Annotated in this window: 24 protein-coding genes; 3 read left to right on the top strand and 21 right to left on the bottom strand. The window is 67.2% G+C overall.

Annotated elements, in window-relative coordinates; all coding sequences use genetic code 11:
* Positions 1–86: 86 nt before the first annotated feature.
* The 14 genes from ACSMXV_RS19125 to ACSMXV_RS19060 form a co-directional block, all read right to left on the bottom strand.
* The gene (locus ACSMXV_RS19125; RefSeq protein ID WP_473178773.1) at positions 87–482 is read right to left on the bottom strand and encodes a hypothetical protein; all 396 of its coding nucleotides are present in this window, start codon (positions 480–482) and stop codon (positions 87–89) included.
* Between the two features lie 118 nt (positions 483–600).
* On the bottom strand, positions 601–1,146 hold the full coding sequence (locus ACSMXV_RS19120; protein ID WP_473178772.1) for a hypothetical protein: 546 nt from the start codon (positions 1,144–1,146) through the stop codon (positions 601–603).
* Positions 1,143–1,874 (bottom strand): hypothetical protein, encoded by a 732-nt coding sequence (locus ACSMXV_RS19115; RefSeq protein ID WP_473178771.1) that lies wholly within the window; start codon positions 1,872–1,874, stop codon positions 1,143–1,145. Before ACSMXV_RS19115 ends, ACSMXV_RS19120 begins: the two co-directional genes overlap by 4 nt.
* Before the next feature lie 25 nt (positions 1,875–1,899).
* Positions 1,900–2,667: a hypothetical protein gene (locus ACSMXV_RS19110; RefSeq protein WP_473178770.1), complete on the bottom strand. Its 768-nt coding sequence runs from the start codon at positions 2,665–2,667 to the stop codon at positions 1,900–1,902.
* Positions 2,668–2,701: 34 nt separating this feature from the next.
* Positions 2,702–3,388 carry a PP2C family protein-serine/threonine phosphatase gene (locus tag ACSMXV_RS19105; protein WP_473178769.1) on the bottom strand — a complete coding sequence of 229 codons (687 nt, stop codon included), beginning with the start codon at positions 3,386–3,388 and terminating at the stop codon, positions 2,702–2,704.
* A gap of 101 nt (positions 3,389–3,489) precedes the next feature.
* A complete protein-coding gene (locus ACSMXV_RS19100) occupies positions 3,490–4,155 on the bottom strand; it encodes a hypothetical protein (RefSeq protein WP_473178768.1) in 666 nt (221 codons plus the stop codon).
* Positions 4,156–4,209: 54 nt separating this feature from the next.
* Positions 4,210–4,515 carry a hypothetical protein gene (locus ACSMXV_RS19095; RefSeq protein ID WP_473178767.1) on the bottom strand — a complete coding sequence of 102 codons (306 nt, stop codon included), beginning with the start codon at positions 4,513–4,515 and terminating at the stop codon, positions 4,210–4,212.
* A 97-nt stretch (positions 4,516–4,612) separates the two neighbouring features.
* Positions 4,613–4,861 (bottom strand): hypothetical protein, encoded by a 249-nt coding sequence (locus ACSMXV_RS19090; protein ID WP_473178766.1) that lies wholly within the window; start codon positions 4,859–4,861, stop codon positions 4,613–4,615.
* A gap of 107 nt (positions 4,862–4,968) precedes the next feature.
* Complete coding sequence (locus ACSMXV_RS19085; RefSeq protein WP_473178765.1) at positions 4,969–5,892, bottom strand: helix-turn-helix domain-containing protein; 924 nt, start codon at positions 5,890–5,892, stop codon at positions 4,969–4,971.
* Positions 5,889–6,221 carry a hypothetical protein gene (locus ACSMXV_RS19080; RefSeq protein ID WP_473178764.1) on the bottom strand — a complete coding sequence of 111 codons (333 nt, stop codon included), beginning with the start codon at positions 6,219–6,221 and terminating at the stop codon, positions 5,889–5,891. The genes ACSMXV_RS19085 and ACSMXV_RS19080 overlap by 4 nt, the downstream gene beginning before the upstream one ends.
* 8 nt (positions 6,222–6,229) lie before the next feature.
* Positions 6,230–6,673: a hypothetical protein gene (locus ACSMXV_RS19075; RefSeq protein WP_473178763.1), complete on the bottom strand. Its 444-nt coding sequence runs from the start codon at positions 6,671–6,673 to the stop codon at positions 6,230–6,232.
* A 95-nt stretch (positions 6,674–6,768) separates the two neighbouring features.
* Positions 6,769–7,860: a PD-(D/E)XK nuclease family protein gene (locus tag ACSMXV_RS19070; protein ID WP_473178762.1), complete on the bottom strand. Its 1,092-nt coding sequence runs from the start codon at positions 7,858–7,860 to the stop codon at positions 6,769–6,771.
* 65 nt (positions 7,861–7,925) lie between these two features.
* Complete coding sequence (locus tag ACSMXV_RS19065) at positions 7,926–9,149, bottom strand: recombinase RecT (RefSeq protein WP_473178761.1); 1,224 nt, start codon at positions 9,147–9,149, stop codon at positions 7,926–7,928.
* A gap of 81 nt (positions 9,150–9,230) precedes the next feature.
* The gene (locus ACSMXV_RS19060; protein ID WP_473178760.1) at positions 9,231–9,599 is read right to left on the bottom strand and encodes a hypothetical protein; all 369 of its coding nucleotides are present in this window, start codon (positions 9,597–9,599) and stop codon (positions 9,231–9,233) included.
* A gap of 301 nt (positions 9,600–9,900) precedes the next feature.
* Here ACSMXV_RS19060 and ACSMXV_RS19055 point away from each other — a divergent pair, with 301 nt between their 5' ends.
* Positions 9,901–10,251 (top strand): DUF6236 family protein, encoded by a 351-nt coding sequence (locus ACSMXV_RS19055; protein ID WP_473178759.1) that lies wholly within the window; start codon positions 9,901–9,903, stop codon positions 10,249–10,251.
* A 75-nt stretch (positions 10,252–10,326) separates the two neighbouring features.
* Here ACSMXV_RS19055 and ACSMXV_RS19050 read toward each other — a convergent pair whose 3' ends face one another.
* The 5 genes from ACSMXV_RS19050 to ACSMXV_RS19030 all read right to left on the bottom strand — a co-directional run bounded on the left by ACSMXV_RS19050 (position 10,327) and on the right by ACSMXV_RS19030 (position 14,744).
* Complete coding sequence (locus ACSMXV_RS19050) at positions 10,327–10,764, bottom strand: glutaredoxin domain-containing protein (protein WP_473178758.1); 438 nt, start codon at positions 10,762–10,764, stop codon at positions 10,327–10,329.
* Positions 10,765–10,870: 106 nt separating this feature from the next.
* Positions 10,871–11,524 (bottom strand): hypothetical protein, encoded by a 654-nt coding sequence (locus ACSMXV_RS19045; protein WP_473178757.1) that lies wholly within the window; start codon positions 11,522–11,524, stop codon positions 10,871–10,873.
* Positions 11,525–11,633: 109 nt separating this feature from the next.
* The gene (locus ACSMXV_RS19040; protein WP_473178756.1) at positions 11,634–11,912 is read right to left on the bottom strand and encodes a hypothetical protein; all 279 of its coding nucleotides are present in this window, start codon (positions 11,910–11,912) and stop codon (positions 11,634–11,636) included.
* A 65-nt stretch (positions 11,913–11,977) separates the two neighbouring features.
* Complete coding sequence (locus ACSMXV_RS19035) at positions 11,978–12,835, bottom strand: LppU/SCO3897 family protein (RefSeq protein WP_473178755.1); 858 nt, start codon at positions 12,833–12,835, stop codon at positions 11,978–11,980.
* Between the two features lie 964 nt (positions 12,836–13,799).
* Positions 13,800–14,744, bottom strand: a complete 945-nt coding sequence (locus tag ACSMXV_RS19030) for a hypothetical protein (RefSeq protein WP_473178754.1) — start codon at positions 14,742–14,744, stop codon at positions 13,800–13,802.
* Positions 14,745–14,852: 108 nt separating this feature from the next.
* Here ACSMXV_RS19030 and ACSMXV_RS19025 point away from each other — a divergent pair, with 108 nt between their 5' ends.
* Together ACSMXV_RS19025 and ACSMXV_RS19020 are read left to right on the top strand one after the other, a co-directional pair.
* The gene (locus ACSMXV_RS19025; protein ID WP_473178753.1) at positions 14,853–15,107 is read left to right on the top strand and encodes a DUF6332 family protein; all 255 of its coding nucleotides are present in this window, start codon (positions 14,853–14,855) and stop codon (positions 15,105–15,107) included.
* Positions 15,108–15,150: 43 nt separating this feature from the next.
* A protein-coding gene (locus ACSMXV_RS19020) for an IS5 family transposase (protein ID WP_473178999.1) occupies positions 15,151–15,950 on the top strand; the annotation gives its coding sequence in 2 pieces (ribosomal slippage) (positions 15,151–15,486 and positions 15,489–15,950; 798 coding nt in all).
* A 419-nt stretch (positions 15,951–16,369) separates the two neighbouring features.
* Here the strand turns inward: ACSMXV_RS19020 and ACSMXV_RS19015 are convergent.
* Together ACSMXV_RS19015 and ACSMXV_RS19010 are read right to left on the bottom strand one after the other, a co-directional pair.
* Positions 16,370–16,582: a DUF7427 family protein gene (locus tag ACSMXV_RS19015; protein WP_473178998.1), complete on the bottom strand. Its 213-nt coding sequence runs from the start codon at positions 16,580–16,582 to the stop codon at positions 16,370–16,372.
* A 43-nt stretch (positions 16,583–16,625) separates the two neighbouring features.
* Entirely contained in the window at positions 16,626–16,871 is a 246-nt protein-coding gene (locus ACSMXV_RS19010; RefSeq protein ID WP_473178752.1) for a hypothetical protein, read from the bottom strand.
* Between the last annotated feature and the right edge of the window lie 186 nt (positions 16,872–17,057).

Genomic DNA, 17,057 nt, shown 5'->3' with positions numbered 1-17,057 from the left:
CGGGCATGGGTGAGGGCCCCGGGGCCGGGCCGCTCGCACAGGCGAGGCCCCGGGGAGGTGCGCGTGTGAGGGGGTGCGGTTGGCGGTCAGCCGTGTTCGGCGTGCCAGCCGTTGACGTACGAGGCGACTTCCTCGACGAGTGGCTCGATGGCGAGGTCTCCGCACGGTTCGCCGTCGGGCGTAGTCGTGTCGTAGATGACCTTCGCTGCGCCGTGGGTGTTGTCGATGTGGAGGGCTTTCCAGCCGCCGAGCTCGCTGCGGTCGTCGTGCCAGGGAAGCGAGTGGCGGCCCGCGATGGCGATGTACTGTTCGCCGTCGCGGGTGAGTTGGATGGTGATGTTCAGCTCGTTGCCGCACCAGTCCACGCCGACGTCAGTGACGTGCTGTTCGAGGGCCTCGATGACGTCGGCGTACAGGCTGCGGGCCTTGTCCTCGTCGGCCCTGCGGAGGAGTTGGACGGCACTCAGGTAGGTGAGGGTCATGCCTGCGCCTTCCCGGCTTGGTTCGGTAAGGGGGCGAAGGCGGCGGTGACCACCGTGCGGTCGTCGCTGGGTTTCATGGCGGAGTCTCTTTCCTTGTCGTATGTGCGTTGAGCGCGGGCTACTCGTCGAGGACGAGGGCCGGGATGCCAAGCGGGCCGTGGTCGAGTTCGGCCGCGATGTGGCGTGGCACTCGGGGCAGGCGGACTTCGGGGAGCGTGACTTCGCCTTGGCCGAAGTCGGCGGTGACGGTGCCGTTTTCGGGGTCCGTTGCGGTGACGCGGCCGTAGGCGGGCTTGTCGGGGTGGCGGACCCAGTCGTCGGCGGTGAGCGGGGGCAGGTGCTGGATGCACAGGCCGGGGTCGCGGAGGGAGAGGTGGGAGGCGGCCGGGTGCCAGCAGGGGCGGCCGTCGGGGGCGGGGTGTTCGCAGCCGCGGGTGACGTGGCCGTAGCCGTCGCAGCGCAGCAGGATCTGTTCAGGTGTGGGGGCTGTGGTGCGGAGGACGGCGAAGGTGACGGCGCCGCGCGGGCCGTGGTCGTGGTGGGCGAGGTGTTCGATGGGGAGGCCGACGGTCAGCGGCCAGGTCTTGAGGGCGGTGGAGGCGATCGCCTGGGCGTGCTGGGCGGGGACCGCGGGTACTGGAGTGCGCTCTAGAGTCAGGTTCATGACATCTCTTCCTTCCTCGTACTGGCCGTGCCGGGCTCGGGGAGCAGGAGGAGGGCCGTGCGCTGGTTCGGTTCGCCGAAGCGGGCCAGATGCCTGGCGCGCAGGTGCGGGAGGGCGTGGATCTGGCGGGCGAGGGCGGTGATCTGCCGTTCGGTGTCGGCGGGCCACAGCGGCTTGCCGTCCCCGGCTGGGATCTGCCGCCGGCGCCCCTTGGCGTCGACGGTTGTCACGCTGGTGACCCGGCAGGGGGTGCCAGTGGCGTCGATGGTCAACAGCCGGGCCTCCGGGTGGTGGGCGCGGACCAGTTCGGCGATTCGCACGGCCCGGTCTGCGGGTGGGAGGTCGAGGACCCACCGCTTGTCGGGGCGCGGTTCAGGGCGTACGGCGGACCAGGCGGCCGAGTGGTGCCCGGCGAGCGCGTCGGTGAGGTCATCGGCCAGTTCGACGAGGTCCAGGCCGGCGAGGTCGGTGTCCCGGCGTGCGTGGAGCAGTTGTTCCTCGGTGCCGTGATGGTGGGTGGTCCACACGGCGTGGAGTTCGGCTTCGCGGCTGTAGGTGTGGAAGTCGAAGGTGAGGTGCGTGGCCTCCGGGAGAGCCTGCGTGATGCGTGCGGCGACGTGGTCCAGCAGGGCGATCTCGTACTGGGCCTGCGCCTTGTTGACGGCCACGACCGCGAGTTGGCGGTGGTGCAGGGCCTCGGCCGTCCGGTCCAAAGTGCTTGTGCTCATGAGTGTCCTCGCTGTGCGCTTGCGTTCAGTGGCCGGTGACGGGTGCGAGTGCGGGCTGGGTCTCCTGCCAGGGAAGGGTGATCTGCCAGAGAGGGCCGCCGTATTCGGAGGCGATGTTCAGGCAGGGGGTCATGTGGCGGCTGCGTAGGTGGGGCAGGGCGTAGATCTGGCTGAGGAGGGCGACGAGCTGGTGCGAGACGCGGTGGGGCCATGGCCATGTGGCATGCGGGTCGCATCCGGGGCAGGGGAGGTCCACAGGTTCGCCGGCGCGGCGCAGGATGCGGTCGAAGCCGACCAGGACGCGCTCTTCTCGTCGTTCGACGGGGCAGACGAGGGCTTCGGCGTCGGGGATGTGGGCGCGTACGAGGGAGGCGAGGGTGGTGAGCCGGTCTGCGGGCGGCAGGGTGATCCAGGAGCACATGTCGTGCTCCGGGCAGGGGCGGGAGCGCTCCAGTCCCCAGCTGGCGAGGTAGGCGCTGGGCAGCACCATCTCGAGTGCGGAAGCGATCTCGGTGAGGGCCAGGACGGTGTCGGGTGCGGCATTGGCCGGGGCGATGAGGGTGCGTCGGCTGCGGTGCTCGGCTGTGGGGGCGCTCCAGACGCCGCGGATGCTGAGGTGGCCGTCGTCGTCCGTGCAGCAGACCGCAAGGGCGTCGGCGTCTGGGGCCTGGGCGCGTACGCGGGCGGCGACGTCGTCCAGGAGGCCGAGGTGTAGGGCCTGGCCTGCCTCGATGTAGGCCGTGACGAGTGCGGCGAGCGGTTCCTCGGTGGGCCTCAGGGGCTGGTTGGTCACGGGGGTTGTCCTTGTCGGTGGTGGGTTTGGTCGGTCAGGGGGTGCGGCGCAGGACGACGGCGGTCGCGTTGTCGGGGTTGTTGAGGCCGGCCGCGGTGACGAGGAGGTGGGCGGCCTCGTCAGGGTCGGATTCCGTGAGCGCGCGTCGGATGGCGGTGTCGTGTAGCTGTTGGCTGATGCCGTCGGTGCACAGCAGGACGACGTCCACCGCGTGAGCGGGCAGGGACGTGGTGACGAACTCGTGTCGTGCGACGGTGCGGTTGACCTTGCGGTCGTACTGCGGCAGTGGCCCGTGCTGACGGGTGTGGCGGCGGATGCGTTCGCCGAGCGAGTGGTCGTAGGTGGCGCGCTGCAGCTGCAGGCCGGTGGTCAGCGCGTAGGCGCGGCACAGGCCGGCCCAAGTGATCTGGATACGGCTGTGGCTGGGGTCGAACAGCGCCGTGATGATCGATGCGTCACCGGTCAGTCCGCTCGCGGCCAGCTGCTCGCGGGCGGTGAGGCAGCCGAGTTCGGGTGTGCCGTTCAGTGTGGCGGTGGCGGCTTCATGGGCGGTGAGCTCGGCTGCCTGGCGCGCCTGGATGGTGTCGCCGATGCCGTCGGTGACGCAGACGGCGATCCGGCCGGAGGCGGGGTGGCCGCCGACGACGAAACCGTCGGCCTGGATGTGACGGCGGCCTTGGCGCTGGGCGCCGCCTACCTGCCAGGGGGTCGAAGAGGGCATGGCTGGGCTCCTTCCTGCGGACGAGCAAGCGGGTGAGGGTCTGTCCGTCCGGGGCCGGGCCGCTCGCACCGGCGCGGCCCCGGACAGGTGGGCGGGCCGCGCTACTGGGTGGCGGTGATGAACTGTGTGCAGGCGTCGCCGATGTCGGCGATGAGGGTGTGCTCGTGCTCCCATTGGCCGCACCGGATGCAGGAGGGCTGGGCTCGCTTGGGTGCGGGGCGGGCCACGTAGGCGCCACGTACTTCTGGGTCGGTGAAGACGACGGTGCCGGTGGCCTCTTCCAGGGAGGCGGCCCCATGTCCGCTGTGGATGGTGGCGGTGAGGATGCGGCGCAGCAGTGCCCCGGATCGGTCCGTGCCGCTGGTGATGTCGTTGCGCGGGTCGTCGTGGGTGATGCGGTAGGCGTCGAAGGCTGCCTCGGTCGGATCGGTCAGCGGGCGGGCCCAGAAGTGGACGGGCCGGTCGTCCGCGCGTGTCTCGGGCAAGGGCGCGATGGCGGCGACGATGTGCTGGACCACCTGACCGCCGTCGGGGCCGAGTCCCGCCTGCTGGGCGGCGAAGGCGCACAGTTCGCTGAATCCGGACACGCCGTACTGGGAGAGCCACCGGTCGGGGGTGAGCTCGCCGCCGAAGTTGGTGGCGTAGTCGGCGCGGTCGCGGCGCTGCACGGCGGCGATGATGCTGACCGCGTGGTCGATCACGGACGGGGTGATGCCGTACTTGGCGGCTTCGGTGTGCAACAGCCGCTCGCGTGTGGACTGGTCCACGGTGGTCCTCTTTCCTTCGTCGGTGGCCCGCCCGCTGGGCGGGGCTGGTCGTGCTCAGGTGGAGGTGGTGCGGTCGGTGAAGTGCGTGACGGCTTGGGTGTGGAGTGCGGTGAGGCGGGCCGAGAGGCGTTTGCCGAGGGTGCGACCGTCGAGGTCGACGCCGTGGTCGTGGCTGACGGACTCCAGGCACCAGCGGCGGTGGCTGCCGGTGAGGCTGAAGTCGTACAGCTGTCCCGGTCGCGGGCCGTACAGGGTGAGCACCCGTACGGGTCCGGTGGGGTCGGGGCGCTCGGTGGGAGGGCCCTGGACGCGGGCGGCGGCCACTATCGCGGCGATCTCGGAGTTGGTGACAGGAGTCATCGCTCTCTCGCGTTCGGCTTGGTTTCGCCGCCACAGGACACAGGCGGGCGGTCAACTGTCTCCACGGATGCGGTGGGCATGAGAAAGCGCCCGTCGGTCAGCCCAGGTTCGGATAGAGGTCCGGCCGACCGGTGACCTCGCGCAGGGTGGCGACCAGGAGGCGCCCGGTGCTCTCGACGCCGAGGACGGTGCGGGCGAAGTCGGCAGGAGTGAGCTCACGGCCGACGGCCTCGCCGTAGGCGACGGCCATCTTCTCGCCCGCCTCTTTGGCGAGCTGCTGGGCCTGCTCGAACTGCTCGGGGGTGACGCCGTGTCGGGCGAGGCTCGCGTCGAGGGCTTTTCGCATTTGCGGGGAGACGGGATGGAACATGGAGTGCGACCTCCGGTGAGGAATGTGGAATGAATTGATCGAACTGATATTAGTTTATTAATCTTGATCAATTACCGTCAATATCATTCTATCAATGGTGGTTGTGCCGTCGCAGGGCGGCGTGCGGTACGCAGGGCCGCGCGAGCGGCTCTGCGGGGTTCGTCCAGCGCGCCTTGGGTTTCCTGCCGCTCTACCAGGGTTCGACGCCTGTTCTGCTCGTCGAACCATCGGCGGTCGCGGGCACGGGTGCGGTCGGCCTTCTCGCGCCGTGCGCGCTCCGCCTCGGCGGAGCGAAGGCTGCGCGGATTCGTTCCGCAGCCACGGCAGTTCGGCGCAGGGGCGTGTGGATGTGCCGGGCACCTGTCGTCCGGAGCGACGTCGGCGGCCGTGTCCGGGGTGGGGCTGGCGTGGTTGGCGCCTTGGCCCGCGTCACGCTCTGCCGGGGGGAGGGGGTTGTTTCTCTGGTGGTTCTCTGACGGTTCCCCGGTCATTCTGGCCGGTTGCTCTACCGGATCTGACCGGTGGCCGTTCTGTCCGGCGGTCATTTTGGCCGCCTGTTTCACCCTCTCTTGTCCCTGCGGAGAGGCCGCCTCGCCTGCCGCAGGCGTTGGCTGCCAGTCGCTGTCCAGGGAGGAGCGTTTGTCTGCTTCTCCGTCCGCTTCGGCGTGCTGTCCGCCGCCCCCGGGTTCGCAGTCCCTTTCCGATGACTCGGCTGTGGGTGGGGGCGGCGGGGTGCCGGGGCGCGGGGTGTGGATGGTGTAGCGGTTGCTGGTACGGCGGCCGTGGGCGAACCGCGCTCGGGAGGCGATGAACCCCTGATCCTCGAGCCAGTCCAGGTGCCGGCGGACCGTGCGCTCGCTCTGACTGGTCTTGACGGCAAGAGTCTCCTGGCCCGGGAAGCAGGACCAGGACTCGTCGGCGAAGTCGCACAGGGCCAGCAGCACCAGCTTGGCGCCCGGGAGGCGGATGTCTTGCTTGAATCCCCAGGACAGGGCCTCGATGCTCACGCCTTCTCCTCCGTGTGCTCGTCCTTCTTCCAGGCGGCGCGCCAGCGGGTGACCGTGCGCTCCTCCACACCCAGGCGGCAGGCGATCGCGCTGGCCGCATGCCCAGCACCGGACATCAGCTGCGCAGCGAACTCCTGCTCAGCCTCGGTGAGGTCGGGGATCGGATGGTCACCGTTCACGGCGCGCTCGACCGCCAAGAGGTCGATCCCCGTCCGGTGCGTGGCGGTGGTGCCGGCGTGGATGTAGCGGCGGGGCTGACGGGTCGGATCGCTGCCCCCGACCGAGTAGGAGGAGTACTTGCTGAGCGGGCGGGCGAAGGTACTCGGCATGTCGGCGCTCACCCTTCGGCTCTGGACGCGATCCCGCACGAGCCGACCGGATGCGCATCGCTTTCCAGGACGACGAGCGCCTCACCGGGCCGTCCAGCGCGCAACAGACGCACGGCCTCCGCCACAGCCTGCTCCAGGGTGACGGCCAGGCCGCGGGCTCGGTCGCGTTCGGCCAGCGTGGCCACGGTGCGCTGCTGCCAACACCGCGCGGCGTCCTGCAACTGATCGACGACCGGCGCGACAACCGACATGGCGTCGCGGGCCAGTTCGGTGGAGAAATCGCTGTGCATCAGGCGCGGCCAGCACGTGGCGAGGCGGTCTGCCACGCGCTCTTCCAGGACGGACGGGGACGGGCAGGCGGGCATGACCTCCGTGCTCAACTCCCCGCTCGGGGGGTCGAGGACAGCCAGGAGGTCGGGGGTGAGGGCGTGGGCGTCGTCGCGGTGATTCATTGGGAATCCCTCCGGTGTACGGCATGGGGAAATCGGGGGCAGGCCGGCCACCGGGGGTCGCACACCGACGGCCCCCGGTGACGCACGGGGGTGGATCAGGACGTCTCGGGGGCGGGGATCCGGGAGACGCTGATGGTGCGCGAGGACCGGCCGCCGGACTTCATCGGGATGTCGAGCTCCAGTCCCTCGAGGACGCGGATCATCGCCTCGGGATCCGGGACGGGCGAGAGCGGCTTGCCGCCGGACCAGGAGAGCTTGAACTCCCCATAAGTGCCGGGGTCTGCGGCGTCCAGGATCTTGCGGGCCTTGGCCTTGCGTTTCTTCGCGGCGCTCTCGATCTCCGCCGCGTCCGCGTAGGTGCTCAGTGCTGCGGTGATGTCCGCGGTGTCCTCGGCAAGAATCGTCTGTGGTGCGCGGTCGGCCGCCTGCCGGGGATCGAGATGCCAGCAGGCGCTTCTGAAGGGGCAGTTGTCGCAGATGATCGACAATCCAGGCCCGTCGAGGTCGCGTGGCATCGCCTCGGGGGTGGGGCTGTCCAGGACGTCCTCGGCCCAGGCGAGGGCCTGCCGGGTGACATCATCGTCGTAGGGGCGCTGGTGGACGACGACCTGCCCGTACTCGCGACCCACGTAGCGCAGGCGTACGACGTCGACGGGGAGCGGCTGGCCGCTGGGCAGGTGCGGGTGCTCGACGAGAGCGCCGGTGCGCAGCATGTGGGCGTACAGGTGGACTTGGAACCACTCGTGTCGGCTGGGCCCCTGGCGTACGACCACGTCGAGGGCGCGGGTGGACTTGGTCTTGACGTCCTCCACCACGCCGACCTCGCTGCCGCTGTAGGGGCCGTCGTGCTTGCCGAGACCGGAAGGGGCCCAGTAGGCGTCGGCGTGGCCGAGCAGGGTTCCGTTGTGCAGCTCCAGTTCGGTGAAGGCGCCGTACTGCTGGGCCAGCACGCGCAGGATGCCGTCGTGGAGCCAGGTGCCGAGGATCGCGGCGTGCATGTTGTCGGCAAGGTCGGTGGGCCAGGTGCCGTGCACCTCGTAGGCGGCGCGGCGTCTGCACAAGCCGATGGAGGAGGGGCCGAGCAGCTGCTGGCGGGAGCGGGGACGGGATCGGTCGTCGCGGTGAGCAGCTCTCCACAGGTCGGGAATCGGGACGGCGCTGACGTCGATGGTCGTGTCGGTGGGCATGCAGGGTCCTCGCACTCTGCTGGTCAGGGGGCGCCACCACGCCATGGGGCGGGCCCCAAGGAGGGCTACTTCGCGCTGCGGGTTGCCGTCTTGGCTGTGGCGGCTCGGCGTGTCGTCGTGGTCTTGGCCGGGGCGGCTTTGCGTGGCGCGGTCTTCTTCCCGGCCGCCTTCTTCGTTGTCGTTCGTCTGCGTGACGGCTTCGGTACTTCTGCGTCCTGGGTCGATTCGTCCCGCAGCCGGCGGAAGTCGGTGATGCGGGCGGCCATGCGCGAAGTGCCGATGTGTTCCCCGCTTCGAGCCAGGAGCCGGGCGAGGTCGTCCAGCTGCTGGGCACTGGCGTCCTGGTAGGAGCAGTCGTTGAGCTCGAAGCAGATGTCGTTGACCTCGCCGAACAGGACTCCCAGGGAGTCGGCGACGCGTACGACCTCCTGCCGAGCCGCTTCCAGCGGCGGCACTGGATTGGTGCTTCCCGTCTCCTCGGCCTCGCCAGCATCCTGGCTCGCTGTGTGCGATGGCGCGGTGGGTGTAGCGGAAGGGGAGCCGATGACCTCGGCGTCGACGACATCGTGTTGCGCGTCGTCCGGCGTGGCTTCGCTGGGAGTCGGCTGCAGCGTGCCGTTGGTTGCCTTCTCGGTGGTGTCACGCATGCGTGCTGCCGCAGCCTCGACGCGGTCGCGGGACTCGGTGGCGTCGGCGGCGTGCATCTCCTCATCCACGTGCAGCCCGGACAGGTCCGCAGGACAGGCCCGGCGAAGCACCAGGGCCTCGGCGACCTTGCTCAACTGACTGGCGGGCATCTGCGGCCACAGGCCGCCGAGCTTGTACTCCTGTGCCTCGTAGTCCCACACCTTCGGCGCGTACTCGCGCCAGTGCGCGACCGCTGAGAACCGCGAGTCCCCGCGCCACACCACCGCCCGGCACGCCGCCGGCGGCTCTTCACGCAGCCACACCGTGTGCTCGCCGCCCTCGGTGTCGTACCAGACGAAGTCCTCGTAAGCGATGGGCTGTCCGGCACGGTCGACGGCCCGGCGGGCGATCAGTCGGTAGCCGTCGATGCCCGTCTGGATCGTCCAGCGGATCTCGCCGCGCGACTTGCGCTTGATCATGTAGATCTGGCGGCCGAACGGGTCGAGTCCAGACGCCTTGCAGTAGTGGAAGAAGATCCCCAGCTGAGCCGGACTGGCCTCGGCCAGGTCCGGGAACGCCGCGCGCAGCGCGCGCAACTGCTGGTCTTCGAACGCCTTTTGGTCCTCGCGGATCGCGAGCCAGGTGACCGGAACGTCGGCCACTTCCCCTCCTGTCAACGGAAACCCCAATCGGTCTGTCATATGTCTCCACGGATGCGGAGAGCAAATGGCATTGATGCAATTCTATTTATCAGGATATTCATTCGTCAATTGTTGTTCATCTTTGGTGGTGGAGGTCGAGCGCAGGCGTCGCAGCTCGAAAGCGTCGGCCCACTCGGGATGCTCGCGGCATAGAAGGCGCGCGTATCGAGACGTGAACACGTTGTTCAGCTGGAACGGCGCGCTGTTCGCGCCCTCCCGTGACGACCATCGCAGCTGCTCGAACAACGCCTTGACGCTAATGCGGCCGCCCCCGCCCTCGATCCACTCGGACATGAGCCCCTCGAGGGCTTCGAGCACCCACGGGTGTGAGGCGTGGAAGGTGTCGAACCGCTCATCGATTGAGGGGGGCGGACGCCGCGTCGGCCCTGGATCGCCGTAGGGTATCTCCAAGGGGAGCTCTTCCTGGCGATACACAGCCCACCCCCTGTAAGAGTTGCATTGTCTCCACGGATGATGACGCCACACTCTAGGGGAGCGATCACGGGCACCGCCAGGGTGCAGCCGCCCGCGCTGCGACACGGATGCGGACTCGGCCGCCCAGATCTGCTCGACGAACGCGGTGACGTCCCCTGGTCCGCTCCACGGGTCTCCGGAAGGACGGTCCCGCCGCGGGCTTCGGCGTCGGCCGGGATCGTGTCCAGTAGCCAGAGCGGGAGAAACTCTGGCCGCGGAGCTGGAGTAAATTGCCCAAGTGGAGCACGCGGAAGTGGCGCAGGCACATCTGCAGGCGTTGTACGAGCGGACCACCAAGCGGCACCTTGACGAGCTTCGCCGTGCACTGCGCGCCTTCGGCGTCGAGTCGACTGTCGGCACATTGGAACTCAAGGTGGATCTGGGCACTGCCTCCGCTACAGCGTTGGGTGCCGCAGCAGCCGCTGGCGGTCACCTCGCGCTCAGGACTGCAGCCGTCGCCGTGACGGTCGTGCCGTACCTCACCCGCACGATCAACGCCCGCCGCCAACTACGCCCCCAGTCGCCTGTGGCCTATCTGCTGGCCGTAGACAAAGAGCTCAACAGGCCCTTGTTCCGGCGCACCCGCTGAGCTTGTCTTTTTTAACCTCCGTCTGACGATCTTTCGGGACCTGCGGGCGCCTCGGCGATATGGCACCGCTCCCGATCACGCGGAAGGGGAGAGCTGTTCGCGCACCCATTCAGGATCGGGGTTGGTGTGCGGTTGGCCCGCCACGACGACGGTCGGCACGGTCTCATCGCCATCGTTGGTGGCCCTCACCGCTGCCGCTCCAGCCGGGTCACGCCAGATGTTGACCCAATGCAACTGGCGGGCGCTACGGCCCAACCGGATGCGCAGACGCAGGCAGTACTTGCAGCCTGACCGCCAGTAGACGACCGGCCGGCCGTCGACCGCGCTGCGGCGTTGTGCCTCCAGCGCACCGATTGATCTCGGGAAAACCAGAGGCGAGTTCACGCCTGCGAGCAGGACAAACACCAGCAGGAGTGCTGCGGCTTCGCCGGGGCTCCCGCTGAAGACCAGCCCGGTCGCAACGACTGAGCCGCAGAGCACAAGCAGCATCGGCAAGATCCACGTGCGCGTCATGATGACGCAGGCTATCTGAGTGCTACCGAGCAATAAGCAGACAGTGCCCCCGCCGACGGATTCCTCCACGTGAAGCTCTCAGCTCGCCCATCCCGCCTTGATCAAGTCACTGCCTCTTGGCTCGCACTGACACCGTCAGCCCGGCCGCCCAGATCTTCTTGATGAAGGCATTGACCTCTTCGAGGCTGGCCTCCCCCGGCTTGTAGGAGCGCGTCGGGGGGAGCGCCGGAGGAGGTGGCTTCGGCGTCGTGCTCTTCTTGCGCCCGCGCGGCTTCAGTCCTTCCCGCTCGCCAGCTCGGATGCGGTCGACGGCCTCTGGCAGGACGGTCCGAACGCGGGCTGCGGCATCGGCCAGGATCGTGTCCAGCAGCCAGAGCGGGGAGCCGGAGACGACGGCATCTTCGGGGGCCAGGCTGTTCCGGGTGCGCCACTGGTAGATGTCCCCGTACTTCTTGCCGAAGATCCAGGGGATCTCCTTCAGCCCGATGACGGGCGGCAGATCGTCCACGTCGTCGACGACGAACCACCCCTGGTGCTCCGCCTTGAACTCCTTCAGGCGCTGCGGGTCGACCTCGCGTACCCCCTTTTGGGTCATGTCCAGGACGGTGGGGAGGAACCAGCATGGGTTGCCGGAGACGACGTAGTCCGGCTCGGGAAGCACCTCGCGCGTGCGCCACAGCTGGGAGGTCTGCCGCTCCACCCCGTAGAGGAAGGAGATCTCCCCGTGCCCGAGCAGATAGGGGAACTTGCCCGCTGTCACCTTCGACCTCTCTCCAGAGCGCACACATACAGGTAACTTGACGATTCAAGTCTAATTGGTCTGATGGTGTCGAAGTGCAGCAGCTCAGGCGACCCGCTGCAGCTGCCGGTCACCCCAGAATTCGATGCAGGGCATACCTGCTGGCGATCCCCGACAGCGATGACTGGAACCAGCCGGAGGGAAGCCGGTACTGGCGCGCGTTCCAGCCGTAATCCACTGCCAGGGTGACGATGCTGCTGATCAGGCCCCCGGACGGCCTGAGCTGGTGAGTGGTCGTCGCATGGCGGAGGGATCTGCTTGTCGCCGCGCGACCGATGAAGGTGAGCTGAGGCTGAACTGGACGAAGCCACGACCGGGTGCTGCCGGGCAGGCGCCGGGTGACCAGCATCGCGACCTACTGGTCTCGGACTGCTGTACAGGACGCGCCGTGAAACACCGCCCTCGGTAGGAGTTCTACTTGTCCTTCAAGCAGAGCAGGAAACTGCTGCCGCTGCCGGTCTCCGTGTACGCGTACTGGAAGTCCGGGGCCGCTTCAGAGCACTTCTTGTCCGCCGTTTTGCTGGTGAAAGAGCCCTCGATCTTGGCCAGCACCGTGTACTGGGCCTTGGCGTCACTGCAGTCAACAACCTCGAGGTCCGGGTTGTAGTCGTCGGAGCTGCCACGGTGCAAGCAGTCGCCCACGACCACGGCGGCCGAGTCGTGGAAGTCGGCATAGAGGTTCTGGTGTGTCCAACGCCATCTGTCGCCAAAACGCTCCATGTAGCTGTAGGACGGTTCCTCAGAGCCTGGCCGCCGTTCGACTACCTCTGCCTGGTTCCCTTTCACGGTGACCTTCTCCAGGCGTCCGGAGGCAACATCATTCAGCGTTGATGAGTTTGAGCTGGCAAACAACTCCCCGACTGCAGCCGGGCACTTGTCCGGTGAAGCGTCTTCCACCTTCTTGCGGTAGGCAGGCGTCATGAGGGCGCACATCGTTTCCCCGTCGCCTTCCCGCACGGCCTCGGTCGTGGCAGCCCACGTATCGCGTACACCGTCTTCGCCCGGCTGAGCTCCGATATCTGAGACGGAGTTACCTTGAGTGGGCCAGTGCACACCCCCGCCGCTGTCTGAGACGGTGTTGCCTTGAGTGGCCCAGTACACGCCCCCGCCGGTACCGGCCAGCAGCAGGGCAATGATCGCAATCCACGAACCCCCGCCGATCTTTGTAGTGCGGCGGGAGTTGTTGATGTCCCGGCCCGCGACGGTGCCCCAGTTGTCTCCGCCGATCGACGGGCCAGTGACCGGGTCTATGACGTCGCGGCCAGCCATCATCGCCCCGTCACCTGCAGTGAACGCAGTGGAGGGAGGGTGAGGCGGAGGGGCCGGCACGCGATCGGGCGGGACGTTGGGGCCTTGCTCCGGGGTCATGGGTTGCTGCCGTCCTCTCCAGCCGTCACATCGCGAAGGTCGGCGCCTGACAGGACAGAGCCATCGCCGGCAGCCATTTGCACATCCTCACGAGCGTCGACCTGCGAGGAGCCACCACGAGGCACGCGGGCATGCGACCGCTCGATGCTGCCCTGAGCGAGCAGCGAGCCGCGGCCGGCTCGCATAGTGATGACCGGGGCTGGTGAGTTACTCGGAGTCCGCAGAACGATCACCAGCGGCACTACGGCTCCGATGATGCTCGCGATCGCTCCGCAAACGCTCGCCACCTGATCAGCCTTATCCAGCTCTCCAAGGCATGCCCAAGCAATGAGTCCTCCAGCAACCAGCGTCCCCAGGCCCACCAAGACCCAACACAGAACGCGTTTCCACATCGACATGCGTGGATTCTGCACAGAGCAGCGACCCCAACGCTGGACTTCACCACATTTACACGTCCGGAACCCGCGCCCGTGGGTGGACTGGTGCCGCCGCATGCCGTACGCCGGCCGGGCAAGTTCTCACGCCGACCGTCAAGTTCTGCGTCACGCTGGGTGTCACGCTTCTGGTGCACCGCACCGGTGACAGCATGAAACATCGACCGCTGCTGGCCCGGTCTCCGAACGCGAGCTCGCGATCACGGGCGAGGTCGGGCGCCTGCAAGCGCAGATCGACGAACACACCACGCGGATGGGCGGGATGGAGGATGAACTCGAGCCTCGTCGGCCGCGGCATTCTCACCGAGACCGAACCGGCCTGTTCACCCAGGACCCCCGTACGGCCACCGGGATACCCCTGAACAGCGCGCCTCGCCCAAAACTAAGCCAAACGGACGTCAACTCGCGAGTCAGCCTCTCAGACGAGAAGCCCATCAGCCCTGAGGGCTGGCTTCAACTACCACGGACTCCTTGCTATCACCTCGGCTGCAACCGCCCATTACGTAACAGGCTGAGTCCACAATCAACCACTCATCGCCTTGCTTTATGAGACGGAATGCGTACGAATTCCCGTCATTGAATTCAACCTTGACATAGGAGTGATTTTCATCGACGCCAGGTAGACTCGACCCTGAGTCAACCCCTTCATATGTCACGACCTGGCCGGACTTAAGATGTTCACGAAGGGTGGCTGCATCGGGGGTAGAATCTTGGTTCGTTAGAGAATCATCGCGGTGAAATAATTGATCGATCGCGTCCTGGCAGTTTCCGGCTCTGCTCTTCAGCGAGGTGCTAACCTGTTCACAGGCTGCCGTTGAGTCACTGTGGGAAACATGAGTCAGGAAGTCAGTGACGCGCAGCTTTGCATTGGCCATTGGGGACAGAGCAGCCGGATCGCCGCCATTATCTCCCGCCGTCACGTTATAGGCGGCGGCGCCTCCACCAATCAAGGCGATTAGAGCCAGGCCGCCAAACCCCAAGCGAGTATTGCGGCGAGAGTTGTTGATATCCCTCCCGGCGACTAGACTTTTCCCCTTGACGTTTCCGCCGATGGTTACTCCGCCTGTAGTGACTCTGCTCCTGCTCTCCTCGACCTTTGTTTCCTGCTGCATGGCCGCATCGACAGCCTCTCGCAGGGCCTCCGCGAAGAGTTCATCAATCTCAACTTCGATAACAAGTGCGACAATGGCATCCTGTTGATGCTGGGTGCTTTCAGGGTCTTGTTGCAGGCGCATGTAGGACAGGGCTCCCCTTGGAGTCTCTGCCAGGCGCTCCGAGATCAGTTCAGTGAGGCGCTTCGTCGCTCCATCGCTGACTGAGGTACCCACCACGCCAGCGACGACCGAGACTGCCTGCATCGCCAGATCTTCGCTACTCATGCTTCCCCCTAAGACGTCATCTCAATTGGATAAGTGCGGCCTCCGCACGTGAGAGGCAGGCTGTCTTGCCCAGGCGTCATGGCTTGACCGTGATGTGAGACTTGCAGCATGGACATGGGGCGTGAGTCGCGGTGGGAAAAGGACGCAATGACGGTGGAGATCGTTTTCGCCCTGGTGACTGCCGTCGCGCTGGCTGCGTCGGTCTTCGCCGTCGCTCTGACTCTCGCACTAGCCTTTGGCATCTCTGGTTCAGCGAAGAACGGTGTGTTGGTGGGGGGTGCACTGCTCGGCGCGACGGCCGGAATGTGGCGTCTGGTACGGGTGCTGCTTCGGTTTGACGAGCAGCGCCGAATGGGCCGCTGACGGCGGGCCTTCTCCTCGAGATCGGTAACCTGCCGACGTGGGGATCGTCGAGCGGCTGGTGCCGGATGAGTTGTGGCAGTTGTTCCAGCGGGTGGTGCCGGAGGCGCCCTCGCGGCCGCAGGGGGGTGGCCGGCGTCGCCACGGTGACCGCGAGGTGCTGGCGGCGATCGTGTTCGTGGCGACGTCGGGCTGCACGTGGCAGCAGTTGCCCGCCGCGTCGTTCGGGCCGTCCGGTGCGACGGCCCACCGCAGGTTCACCGAGTGGACGAAGGCCAGAGTGTGGGCCAAGCTCCACCGCCTGGTCCTCGACGAACTCGGCTCCCGCGGCGACCTGGACTGGTCGAGGTGCGCGATCGACTCGGTGAACATGCGGGCCTTGAAAAGGGGGACCTGACGGGTCCGAATCCTGTCGACCGGGGCAAGTACGGCTCGAAAATCCATCTGATCACCGAGCGGACCGGTCTGCCCCTGTCGGTCGGGATCTCCGGCGCCAACGTTCACGACAGCCAGGCCCTCGTCCCGCTCGTGAAGGGCATACCGCCCATCCGATCCCGCCGAGGCCCCCGCCGACGAAAGCCCGGCAAGCTCCACGCCGACAAGGGCTACGACTATCGCCACCTGCGGCAATGGCTGTCCCAGCGCGGCATCCGGCACCGCATCGCCCGCAAGGGCATCGAGACCTCACAGCGACTCGGCCGACACCGCTGGACCATCGAACGCACCATGGCCTGGCTCGCCGGCTGCCGCCGTCTCCACCGCCGCTACGAACGCAAGGCCGAACACTTCCTCGCCTTCACAAGCATCGCCTGCACCCTCATCTGCTACCGCAGACTCACCAAATGAGATGACTTCTAAGCTGGCCGGTGAGTGGGCGTCAGGTTAGCGGGACGCTCGGCGCGGGTTCCAGTCGATCAACTCGGCCTGTCCCCATGCGGATCTGAACAGCTTCGACAACGCCAGACATGCGGAGCTTCAGACAGAGATCGCCACGGACGGGAGCAACTTGCACTTACTGCACGTCGGATAAGTCGCTCGGGTACGGCTTGCACTCAATCGCCCCGCCACCCCAACATGCACAAGCCCCCGGACCAGCCGACTCCGCTCACACCCACCCGGTCAGGCCAAGTGAGAACCACTCAAAGCTCGTGCAACGTCCAACCTGGTGCCTTCTTCCTTTTGTGGAAGCAGGACGCCTCGGGATTCTGACTCGCACTCCGGCCCTGGGCGTTCTGAATGCTCAGGCCCGTAGCAGCGGTCATCACCTACGGTTTCCTGGCGCTGATATGGACGGTGAACCAGGCAGCGAAGGTGATCCAGAGGATCAGGAACGCAGCTCGGCCGGGCTGGGTGTGGACCGCGAACCACGCGCGGACGCGTTCGGACAGGGTGTCCCCAGGGGTGCCGTTGGTCAGGGTGTAGAGCTCATAGACCAGTCCGGTGGCCAGCAGCGCGGCCCAGATCCCGTTGGCTACCATCACCACCGCCGGGTTTCTGCGCTGCCAGCCTTCCCCGGCACGGTCACCCGCCAAGGCTCTGCACCGCCACGGTCACGGCCGACGCAACGGCGGCCAGTACGGCGATGGTGGGCAGGGGCCATCGTGTTCTCTCCAGGGAGGTGACCCGCTCCTGGAGATCGGCGATCTCCTTGTCCGTTTGGTCCGAGCGCTGCACGAGCAGGGCGAGCTGTCCGTCGATGCGTTCTAGGCCGACCTCCAGGGCGCGGCGTAGCTCGGCGAGGGCCAGGGCGACTTCTCCCTCCGGCATTCCGGGACTCCTCTCTCCTCGTGGGGCGGTCGGCAGATGGGCGGTATCGGGCTACGCTGCGGGGTCTCGCTTGAAGGGCAGCCATGAGGCGGTTCCGAGGCGGCCGACGAGGGTTCCCACCGCGCTCTTCAGTGCGGAGAGGGTGGCCGGCATGGTGGACACCGCGGCTGCGCCGAGCGCCGATAG

It is taken from the genome of Streptomyces sp. DSM 42067 (assembly GCF_055792885.1).
This window is presented reverse-complemented; position numbering and strand designations above follow the sequence as displayed.